This window comes from Hydrogenophaga sp., assembly GCF_028698005.1.
In the GTDB taxonomy this organism is placed as follows: domain Bacteria; phylum Pseudomonadota; class Gammaproteobacteria; order Burkholderiales; family Burkholderiaceae_C; genus Hydrogenophaga.
This window is the reverse complement of sequence record NZ_JAQVEJ010000068.1, coordinates 3,597-14,443: the sequence shown is the minus strand read 5'-3', so window position 1 is coordinate 14,443 and position 10,847 is coordinate 3,597. Positions and strand designations below refer to the sequence as shown.

The following is a 10,847-nucleotide window of genomic DNA, read 5'->3' as shown; positions in this document are numbered from 1 at the left end:
CCGGCCGGCAGGGCGGCGCCGGGGATGGTGCGGCCCACGGTCTCGGTCTCGCTGCGCATCACGCTGGACTCGAGGGTGCCGAAGCCCAGGCGCGCGGTGTGGCCGATGCTGAACTGGTCGCGGTTGAATTCGAGCTCGTCGGCGTAGCCGGACGGATTGGACGGGGTGAGCGCGTCGCGCGTGCCCAGGCGGCCGTCGCGGTTGTCGTATTCGGAGCGGGCCTGCTCCACGTCCAGCCAGACCTCGTGCGCCTTGCTGGGCGTCAGCGTGAGCTTGGCGCCCACGGTGTGCTGGTCGCTCTTGCCCGGGCGCGGGTCGCGGCCGGTGCCGGCCAGCATGCGCTCGGAGGCCTCGCGCTGGTAGAGGTTGCCGCGCAGCGCGATGCCCAGCGTGTCGGCCACGATCGGGCCGCTCAGGTAGGCGTTGAGCTTGCTCTGGTTGCCTTCCTCGCCGGCCTCGGGCAGGCCAACCTGCACGTCCACGCTGCCGCCCCAGGTTTTGGCGACCTTGCGGGTGATGATGTTGATCACGCCGCCCATGGCGTCGGAGCCATACAGCGTGGACATCGGGCCGCGGATGACCTCGATGCGCTCGATGGCCGAGACGGGCGGCATGAAGCTGGTGTGGGCGGCGCCGAAGCCGTTGGGCGTGACGTCACCGGCCACGTTCTGGCGCCGGCCGTCGATCAGGATCAGCGTGTATTCGCTGGGCATGCCGCGGATGCTGATGTCCAGGCCGCCGGTCTTGCCCGTGCCGCCGAGCACGTCGATGCCCTCGACGCCCTGCAGAGCCTCGGCCAGGTCGCGGAACTGGCGGGTTTCCAGTTCCTGGCGCGTGATCACCGAGATCGAGGCCGGTGCCTGCTGGATCTCCTGCTCGAAGCCGGAGGCGGTGACCACCACCTCGGACAGGGTGTTGCCACCGGCCGCGGAGCTCTGGGCGATGGCCATGCTGGCGCAGGCGCTCAGGGCGGCACCAGCGGTCAGTCGAAGCGCGAAGAAGGGAAGCATGCTCAGGTGTGACGAAGCGGACGAAGCCATGATCGGATAGGTGTGGATAGAACAAGCCATGGCGGCCAACGGGAGCCGACAGGGCGGAAAGGGGTCTGGCAGGGCCGAGGAACCCTGCCAGACCGGGTTTTGAGATTATTAATGTAAATGCGACCTATTAGCAATTATAAAAACATTTTCGGGAAGGTCCGTCTGCTTTTTCGGGAGCAGGGCGGGCGGGTCCCTGCGTCCCCGCTGTCCCGGCCGAGCGGGTATTCTCTGCAGGCATGGCGATGGCCCGTTTGTTGCTGGGCCTTGTCCTGATCAGATTGCATATTGGCTAACCGGAGACACCATGGACACAATGCCATGCATGGTCTGGCTGCCCGCCGACCACCGCCTGCTGGGCGATCATGGACACCAGATGCCCTTTCTGTTGCTGGGCGACAAGTACGCACGGGCGGTCAAGGAGGGGGCTCAGGCGCAACCGGTCATGTTTCCGCTGGCGGACGCCGGTCAGATCCAGCAACTGCTGTCGCTGGTGGATGGCGTGATGCTCACCGGCTCGCCGTCCAACATCCACCCGTCCCATTTCAACGAGGAGGTGGCCGACCCGAGCCTGCCACTTGATCCGGTGCGTGACTCGCTCACGCTGGCGCTGATCAAGGCCTGCGTCCACGAGGGCGTACCGCTGCTGGGTATCTGCCGGGGTTTCCAGGAGATCAATGTCGCACTGGGGGGCACGCTGCACCAGCGCGTGCACGAGGTGCCGGGCCTGATGGATCATCGCGAGCCGCCCGGAGCGCCTGTCGACACGCAGTACGCGCCTCGCCACGCCGTGCGCTTCGTGCCTGGCAGCGTGTTCGAGGAATGGGCCGGAGCGCCGCAGGCCATGGTCAACTCGCTGCATGGCCAGGGCATTCACCGCCTGGCCGATGGCCTGGAGGCCCTGGGTCATGCACCGGACGGCCTGGTGGAGGCGGTGGCCGTGCGCGGCGCGTGCACCTTCGCCTACGCCGTGCAGTTCCACCCCGAGTGGCGCTGCCGGGAGACGCCCTTCTACGCCGCCCTCTTCGAGGCCTTCGGCAAGGCCTGCCGCCAGCGCCGCAGCCTGCGCCTGCGCGCGGCCGATCTGGCGCGCCACAGGCCGGGTTAGGTATGCTGCGCTGGCGACCACACACTTTCTATCTGCATCTCCCCGAACAGAAGTGAAGGAACCGGCTCATGAGCAGCCCCAAGACTTTCAATGATCTCGAGCAATGGCTCAACCAGAACCGGGTGACCGAGGTGGAATGCCTCGTGCCCGACCTGACCGGTGTGGCGCGCGGCAAGATCCTGCCGCGCGAGAAGTTCACCGAGGACCGCGGCATGCGCCTGCCGCACGCCATCGTGGCCATGAGCGTGACCGGCGAACAGCCGGCCAGTGGTCCCTACTACGACGTGGTCGAGCCCACCGACCGTGACATGCAGTTGCGCCCCGACCCGTCCACGGTGCGCATCGTGCCCTGGGCGTCCGATCCCACGGCGCAGGTGATCCACGACTGCTTCGACCGCAATGGCAAGCTCGTGCCCTATGCGCCGCGCAGCGTGTTGCGCCACATCTGCGACCTGTACGCCGCCGAGGGCTGGGAGCCGGTGCTGGCGCCGGAGCTGGAGTTCTACCTGACGGCGCGCAACACCGACCCGAACACGCTGCTGCGGCCACCCGTGGGCCGCAGCGGGCGGGCCGAGACCTCGCGCCAGGCCTACAGCATCGACGCCGTCAACGAGTTCGACCCGCTGTTCGAGGACATCTACGACTACAGCGACAAGATGCAGCTGAACGTGGACACGCTGATCCACGAGATCGGCGCCGGCCAGATGGAGATCAACTTCTTCCACGACCACCCGCTGCAACTGGCCGACGAGGTGTTCTTCTTCAAGCGCACGGTGCGCGAGGCGGCACTGCGCCACGACATGTACGCCACCTTCATGGCCAAGCCGATCGCCGGCGAGCCCGGCAGCGCCATGCACATGCACCAGAGCGTGCTGGACAAGGCCAGTGGCAAGAACATCTTCAGCAACGAGGACGGTTCACCGTCGGAGGCCTTCTTCCACTACATCGGCGGCCTGCAGCGCTACATACCGGCCGCGATGGCGCTGGTGGCGCCGTACGTGAACAGCTACCGGCGCCTGTCGCGTCACACGGCCGCGCCGATCAACATCGAGTGGGGCCATGACAACCGCACCGTGGGCATCCGCTCGCCGATCGCGCCGCCGCAGGCCCGGCGGGTCGAGAACCGGGTGATCGGTGCCGACGCCAACCCCTATGTGGCCATGGCCATGACGCTGGCCTGCGGCTGGCTGGGCATGAAGAACAGGATCAAGCCCAAGCCGGAGATGCGGGGTGACGCCTACCTCTCGCCCTATGCGCTGCCGCGCAGCCTGGGCGAGGCGCTGGACTGGCTGCGGCGCGAAACCGACCTGCACGATGTGCTGGGCAAGGAATTCGTGACCATCTACACCGAAATCAAGGAACTGGAGTTCGAGGAGTTCATGAAGGTGATCTCGCCATGGGAGCGCGAGCACCTCCTGTTGCACGTCTGACCCCCGGCTTCACCACAAGAGACCACCATGAGCACATCCCCCCTGATTCCCCCGCCGGCGCTGGTGCAGCGCGAGCAGCGTCACGACACCCGCGCCATCCAGGCGCTGGACAGCGCGCACTACCTCCACCCCTTCACCGACCACGCCGACCTGGCCTCGATCGGCGCGCGCGTGATCACGCACGGCGAGGACATCTACGTCTGGGACTCCGAAGGCCACAAGATCCTGGACGCGATGAGCGGTCTGTGGTGCGTCAACGCCGGCTACGGGCGCAAGGAACTGGCCGACGCCGCCTATCGGCAGATGATGACGCTGCCGTTCTACAACAGCTTCTTCCAGACCACGAACGTCCCGGCGGTGAAGCTGGCCGAAAAGCTCGCGTCGCTCGCGCCACCGGCTGGCGACCGGCGCTTCGAACATGTGTTCTTCAGCTCCAGCGGCAGCGAGAGCAACGACACCAACGTGCGCCTGGTGCGCCGCTACTGGGACCTGCTGGGTCAGCCCCAGCGCAAGGTCATCATCAGCCGCCACAACGCCTACCATGGCTCGACCATGGCCGGCGCCTCGCTCGGTGGCATGGGCGCCATGCACGCCCAGGGGGATCTGCCGATCCCCGGCATCGTGCACATCGACCAGCCCCACTACGGGGAGCACGGACGGGGCGGCGAGAGCCGCGAGGCGTTCGGTCTGCGCGCGGCGCGCTGGCTGGAGGACAAGATCCTGGAGATCGGCCCCGACAAGGTGGCGGCCTTCATCGGCGAGCCGGTGCAGGGCGCCGGTGGCGTGATCATCCCGCCCGAGACCTATTGGCCCGAGATCCAGCGCATCGTCGACAAGTACGGCATCCTGCTCATCAGCGACGAGGTGATCTGCGCCTTCGGCCGCCTGGGCCACTGGTTCGCCTACGAGAAATTCGGCATGCGCCCCGATCTGGTGACTTTCGCCAAGGGCGTGACCAGCGGCTACATCCCGCTGGGCGGCGTCATGGTGGGTGACCGTGTCGCCCGGGTGCTGATCGACAAGGGCGGCGAGTTCAACCACGGCTACACCTACAGCGGCCACCCGGTGGCCTGCGCGGTGGCGCTGGCCAACCTGGAGCTGATGGCGCGCGAAGACCTGCCGGGGCGCGTGCGCACCGATGTGGGGCCCTACCTGGCCCAGCAGTTCGAGGCGCTCAAGGAGCACCCGCTGGTGGGCGAGGCCGAGACCTGCGGCTTCGTGGCCGGCCTGATGCTGGTCAAGGACAAGGCCAGGCGCCAGACCTTCGATCCGGACCTGGCGGTGGGCATGATCTGCCGCGGCCATTGCTTCCGCAACGGCCTGATCATGCGCGCCGTGGGCGACCGCATGATCATCGCGCCGCCACTGACCATGACGCGGGCCCAGATCGACGAGATGGTGGCGCTGATCCGCCGCTGCCTGGACGCCACACTTGCAGATTTGCGCACGAATGGACGGCTGGCTTGAATAGAATGGAGCGCAGCACATCACGCTGCCGCAGAGGGGCGTGGTTGGCCTGATTTTTGCTGATGCTGGGGATGCGTGAGCGGGCCGACATGCCGGCCGTGTCCCCGACCGTTGTCCACCCACCTTTCTGGAGTTCGCTTCAACATGAAAAAGCAAGTCCTGGCCCTGGCCATCTCGGCGGTCCTGCTGGCCGCCTGCGGCAAGAAGGAAGAGCCCGCTCCCGCCGCGCCGGCCGAGCCGGTGGCGGCTGCACCGGCCGAGGCGGCCAAGCCTGCCGGTCCGGTACTCGATGACGAGAAGGTCCTGAACATCTACAACTGGCCCGACTACATCACCGAGAACATGCTGTCCGACTTCGAGAAGGAGACGGGCATCAAGGTCAACTACGACACCTTCGAGAACAACGAGGCGCTGCACGCCAAACTGGTGGCCGGCAACTCGGGCTACGACATCGTGGTGCCCACGGCCGGCTTCGGCAAGAAGCACATCGACGCCGGCCTGTACCAGGAGCTCGACCGCAGCAAGATCGCCAACTACGCCAACCTCGACCCCGAGTTCATGGCCAAGATCGCGGGCGTCGACCCGGGCAACAAGTACTTCATCCCCTGGGGCTGGGGCTTCACCACCGTCGGCATCAACAAGCAGAAGGTCGAGAAGGCGCTGGGCGGCGCGCCCCTGCCTGAAAACTCCTGGGACCTGGTCTTCAACCCCGAGTACACCAGCAAGCTCAAGAGTTGCGGCATCATCTACCTCGACTCGCCCAGCGAGATCCTGCCGGTGGCGCTGCACCACGTCGGCAAACCCGCCTACAGCGAGGATCCGGAGGACTTCAAGGCCGCCGGCGAGTTGCTGGCCAAGGTGCGCAAGGACATCCGCCTGTTCTCCAGCACCATGATCGATGACATTGCCGGTGGCAAGGGTTGCGCCTTCGTCGGCTGGTCAGGCGACATCAACATCGCGGCCGACCGTGTGAAGGAAACCGGCGGCACCGACGAGATCGTGCCGCTGCTGCCGACCGCCGGCGGTCTGGTGTTCATCGACACCATGGCCATTCCGAAGGATGCCAAGCACCCGAACAACGCCCACGCGTTCATCGACTTCTACCTGCGCGCCGAAAACGGCGCCGCCATGGCCAACGAGATGAACTACCCCACGGGCAACAAGGCCGCGCTGCCGCTGATCAAGGACGAGGTCAAGGGCAACAAGACCATCTTCCTGTCGGACGAGGACACCGCGCGCCTGATCCCCACGGGGGGCTTCTCCAACGAGGTCTCGGGCGTTCTCAACGACACCTACAACGCCTTCAAACGCGGTCGCTGAGCCTCTGCACGGGACGCAGGGCTGTTCAATCCCCGGGGTTGAGCAGCCCTTTTTTTTCGGACTGCATCAAGCATCAAGAAACGGGGTCGCACATGGCTGAGCAAGACGGCTATCTGGTGACGGAAAAACTGGTCAAGCGCTTCGACGATGCTGTGGCGGTTGACGAGGTCTCGCTGTCCATCCGCAAGGGCGAGATTTTTGCGCTGCTGGGCAGTTCGGGCTGCGGCAAGTCGACGCTGCTGCGCATGCTGGCCGGCTTCGAGAAACCGACTTCCGGGCGCATCCTGCTGGGTGACCAGGACCTGGTGGCCAGGCCGGCCTACGACCGGCCGGTGAACATGATGTTCCAGAGCTATGCCCTGTTCCCGCACCTGGACATCTGGGAGAACATCGCCTTCGGCCTCAAGCGCGAAGGCCTGCCCAAGGCAGAGGTCCAGCAGCGCGTGGACGAGATGCTGGCGCTGGTGCAACTCACGCCCTACGCCCGGCGCAAGCCGCACCAGCTCTCGGGCGGTCAGCAGCAGCGTGTGGCGCTGGCGCGCAGCCTGGCCAAGCGGCCCAAGCTGCTGCTGCTGGACGAGCCCCTGGGTGCGCTGGACAAGAAGCTGCGCGAGCAGACCCAGTTCGAGCTGGTCAACATCATCGAGAAGGTGGGTGTGACGGTGGTCATGGTCACCCACGACCAGGAAGAGGCCATGACCATGGCCAGCCGCATCGCCATCATGAGCAAGGGCCGGGTGCTGCAGGTGGGCACGCCACAGCAGATCTATGAATACCCGTCCAACCGCTTCGTGGCCGGGTTCATCGGCAACGTCAACCTGTTCGAGGGCAAGCTCACGCTGGACGAGGCCGACCGCTGCGCTGCCGGCACGCCCATCGGCGAGATCCACGTCGGGCACGGTGTCAGCGGCACGCTGGACATGCCGGTGGCTATTGCCGTGCGGCCCGAGAAGATCAGCATCGGCAAGGAGCGGCCGGCCGGCGTGCGCCACAACCTGTTTGCCGGGCGCGTCAAGGAGATCGGCTACTTCGGCTCCTACAACACCTTCATCGTCATCACGCCGCAGGGCACCCGGGTCAAGATCACCGAGCCCAACGGCTCGCGCCACGAAATGCTGGACATCACCTGGGAGGACGACGTGTTTTTCTGGTGGGACGACACGGATGCTGTCGTGCTGCGGGACTGACCGTTTCAAGGAGCGACGCGATGGCTTCTCCCCTTCCCATTCCAGGCCGGCGCTTCGTCATCGGTGTGCCCTATGTCTGGCTGTTCGTGTTCTTCTTCCTGCCCTTCCTCATCCTGCTGTACATCAGCTTCGTGGACATGGGCACGGACATCCATCCGTTCAAGCCGATCTGGGACAGCACCACCGGCCTGCTCAAACTCAAGTACGAGAATTACTTTTCGATCTTCCGCACGGAAGAGGGCGCGCCGCTGTTTCACACGCTGTACGTGGACGCCTATCTGCGCTCGATCGGCTACGCGCTGCTGACGGCAATCTTCTGCCTGGTGCTGGGTTACCCGTTCGCCTACTTCCTGGCGCGCTCGCCAGCCAGCGTGCGGCCGGCGCTGCTGCTGATGGTGATGCTGCCGTTCTGGACCTCGTTCCTGCTGCGCGTGTACGCGTGGAAGGGCATCCTGGCCGACAACGGCGTGCTCAACCGCTTCTTCATGTCCCTGGGTCTGACCTCCGAGCCGATCCAGATGCTCTACACCAACGTCTCCATGCTGGTGGGCATGACCTACGTCTACCTGCCGTTCATGGTGCTGCCGCTGTACGCCAACCTGGTGAAGATGGACTTCCGGCTGCTGGAGGCTGCCTACGACCTGGGCACCACGCCCTTCAAGGCCTTCTGGCTCATCACCGTGCCCCTGTCCAAGGCCGGGATCATCGCGGGCTTCATGCTGGTGTTCATCCCCTGCGTGGGCGAGTTCGTGATCCCCTCGCTGCTGGGCGGGCCCGAGAACTACATGATCGGGCGCGTGGTCTGGGACGAGATGTTCACCGCCAACGACTGGCCGAAGGCGACGGCGCTGGCGGTGGTGATGATCGCGGTCATCGTGGTGCCACTGGGCATCTACTACCACTACACCAGCGAAGACCAGTAGGCGGAGGGCATCGCGATGAAGGCTTTTCTTGAAAGACACGTCGGCAAGCTCTGGCTGCTGGCCGTGTACGCATTCCTGTACGCGCCGTTGCTGTTCATGATCGTGTTCAGCTTCAACAGCACACGCCAGGACGCGCGCTTCACCGGTTTCTCGCTGCGCTGGTACGAAGCGCTCACGCGCGACACCAAGATCGTCGAGGGTTTCTGGCTGTCGCTGAAGGTGGCGGCCATCACCGGTGTGCTCTCGGCCGTGCTGGCCACCTTCGCCGCGTTCGTGCTGGTGCGCTACCGGCGTTTTCTGGGCCGCACCATCTTTTCGGGCATGGTCAATGCGCCGCTGGTGATGCCCGAGGTGGTCATCGGCCTGTCGCTGCTGCTGCTGGCCGTGGGTGCCCAGAACGCCTTTGGCTGGCCGCAGCGCGGCATGCTCACCATCATCCTGGGCCACACCCTGCTGGGGATGGCCTACGGCGTGGTGGTGATCCAGAGCCGTTTGCTGGAGATGAACCGCAGCCTGGAGGAGGCCGCCATGGACCTCGGTGCCCGGCCGCACCAGGTGTTCTTCCTGGTCACTCTGCCCAACATCTTCCAGGCCATCCTGGCGGCTTTTCTGCTGGCGTTCACGCTTTCGTTCGACGACGTGGTGATCGCCGAATTCCTTTCCGGCCCCGGGGTGAACACGCTGCCGCAGGTGATCTTCGGTTATGCCCGGCGCGGCATCAATCCCACCATCTACGCCGCGGCCACGCTGCTGATCACCACGGTGACCATCGTCATCGTGGGGTATGCGCTGTGGGTGGCGCGCGCCACACGCAAGCGGGAGCGCGAGATGGCGGCGGCGGCGCGGGCCTGACCGGTTCCCTGGCCAGCGTAGCATGTCGGTATGACCACCCGAGAGAAAGAAAGCCTGAACGCCATGACCAACGATACCCCCACCCTGCGCTTCGATGGCCGCGCCTTTGTCAACGGTGAGCGCGTCGCCGCCCGCGATGGCCAGACCTTCGACTGCCTGTCGCCGGTGGATGGTCGGCTGCTGACCCCGGTGGCGCGTTGCGGCGCCGCCGACATCGACGCCGCCGTGGCCGCGGCGCGTGCCGCCTTCGAGGACCGCCGCTGGGCCGGCAAGTCGCCCGCGCAGCGCAAGCGCGCCATGATCCGCTTTGCCGAGCTCATCGAGGCGAACGGCGAAGCGCTGGCGCTGACCGAGACGCTGGACATGGGCAAGCCCGTGCGCTACGCGAGCGGTGTCGATGTGCGCAGCGCGGCCAATTGCATCCGCTGGTACGGCGAGGCGGTGGACAAGGTGTACGACGAAATCGCGCCCACGCCCGACACCGCGCTGGCGCTGATCACGCGCGAGCCGGTGGGTGTGGTGGGCGTGATCGTGCCCTGGAACTACCCCATGATCATGGCGGCCTGGAAGATCGCACCGGCCCTGGCCGCGGGCAATTCGGTGGTGCTCAAACCCTCGGAGAAGAGCCCGCTGACGGCGCTGCGCCTGGCCGAACTGGCGCTGGAGGCGGGCATTCCGCCGGGCGTGTTCAACGTCGTCCCCGGTTACGGCCCCGAGGCCGGCAGCCCGCTGGCCCTGCACATGGACGTGGACTGCATCGCCTTCACCGGCAGCACGCGGGTGGGCAAGCAGATCCACGTGATGGCCGGGCAAAGCAACCTCAAGCGCGCCTGGACCGAGCTCGGCGGCAAGTCGCCGAACATCGTGTTCGCCGACTGCCCCGACCTGGACGCCGCGGTCGAGGCCGCCGTCGGGTCGATCTTCTTCAACCAGGGCGAGAGCTGCAATGCGCCTTCACGCCTGTTCGTCGAGGCCTCGATCAAGGACGCCTTTCTGGAGAAGGCCCTGGCCAAGGTGCCGGCCTATCAGCCGGGCAATCCGCTGGACAAGGACACGGTGATGGGGGCGATCGTCGATGAGACGCAACTGGCCACCGTGCTGCGTTACATCGAGTCGGGCAAGAACGAAGGTGCGAAGCTGCTGGCCGGTGGCGAGCGCGTGGCGCCGGTGGCCGGTGGTTGCTATGTGCAGCCCACCATCTTCGACGGTGTGCGCAACGACATGACGATCGCGCGCGAGGAGATTTTCGGCCCGGTGCTCTCGGTGCTGTCCTTCACCGACGTGGCCGATGTGGTCCGCCAGGCCAACGCCAATGTCTACGGCCTGCAGGCGGCCGTGTGGACGCGCGACATCAACAAGGCGCATGGCGTAGCGCGCGCGCTGCGCGCCGGCACGGTGCACGTCAACCAGTACGACGAGGACGACATCACCGTGCCGTTCGGCGGCTTCAAGCAAAGCGGCGTGGGGCGTGACAAGTCGCTGCACGCGTTCGACAAGTACACCGAGATAAAAACCACCTGGAT

Annotated in this window: 9 protein-coding genes; 8 read left to right on the top strand and 1 reads right to left on the bottom strand. The window is 65.9% G+C overall.

The window, feature by feature from the left end; genetic code table 11:
- Positions 1–1,040 (bottom strand): TonB-dependent receptor plug domain-containing protein (locus PHQ87_RS08655; protein WP_300233069.1); only part of this gene is annotated, 1,040 nt, incomplete at its 3' end.
- Positions 1,041–1,344: 304 nt separating this feature from the next.
- Between PHQ87_RS08655 and PHQ87_RS08650 the strand changes: the two genes are divergently transcribed.
- The 8 genes from PHQ87_RS08650 to PHQ87_RS08615 form a co-directional block, all read left to right on the top strand.
- Positions 1,345–2,145 (top strand): gamma-glutamyl-gamma-aminobutyrate hydrolase family protein, encoded by an 801-nt coding sequence (locus PHQ87_RS08650; protein WP_300233068.1) that lies wholly within the window; start codon positions 1,345–1,347, stop codon positions 2,143–2,145.
- A 68-nt stretch (positions 2,146–2,213) separates the two neighbouring features.
- Positions 2,214–3,575: a glutamine synthetase family protein gene (locus PHQ87_RS08645; RefSeq protein WP_300233066.1), complete on the top strand. Its 1,362-nt coding sequence runs from the start codon at positions 2,214–2,216 to the stop codon at positions 3,573–3,575.
- Between the two features lie 27 nt (positions 3,576–3,602).
- The gene (locus PHQ87_RS08640; RefSeq protein WP_300233064.1) at positions 3,603–5,042 is read left to right on the top strand and encodes an aspartate aminotransferase family protein; all 1,440 of its coding nucleotides are present in this window, start codon (positions 3,603–3,605) and stop codon (positions 5,040–5,042) included.
- Between the two features lie 144 nt (positions 5,043–5,186).
- Positions 5,187–6,362, top strand: coding sequence for an extracellular solute-binding protein (locus PHQ87_RS08635; RefSeq protein WP_300233062.1), 1,176 nt, complete (start codon positions 5,187–5,189; stop codon positions 6,360–6,362).
- Positions 6,363–6,454: 92 nt separating this feature from the next.
- Entirely contained in the window at positions 6,455–7,549 is a 1,095-nt protein-coding gene (potA, locus tag PHQ87_RS08630) for a polyamine ABC transporter ATP-binding protein (protein WP_300233059.1), read from the top strand.
- 20 nt (positions 7,550–7,569) lie between these two features.
- A complete protein-coding gene (locus tag PHQ87_RS08625) occupies positions 7,570–8,472 on the top strand; it encodes an ABC transporter permease subunit (protein WP_300233057.1) in 903 nt (300 codons plus the stop codon).
- Positions 8,473–8,487: 15 nt separating this feature from the next.
- Positions 8,488–9,324 carry an ABC transporter permease subunit gene (locus PHQ87_RS08620; RefSeq protein WP_300233055.1) on the top strand — a complete coding sequence of 279 codons (837 nt, stop codon included), beginning with the start codon at positions 8,488–8,490 and terminating at the stop codon, positions 9,322–9,324.
- A gap of 63 nt (positions 9,325–9,387) precedes the next feature.
- The coding region (locus PHQ87_RS08615) for an aldehyde dehydrogenase (protein ID WP_300233071.1) at positions 9,388–10,847 on the top strand (1,460 nt) is incomplete at its 3' end.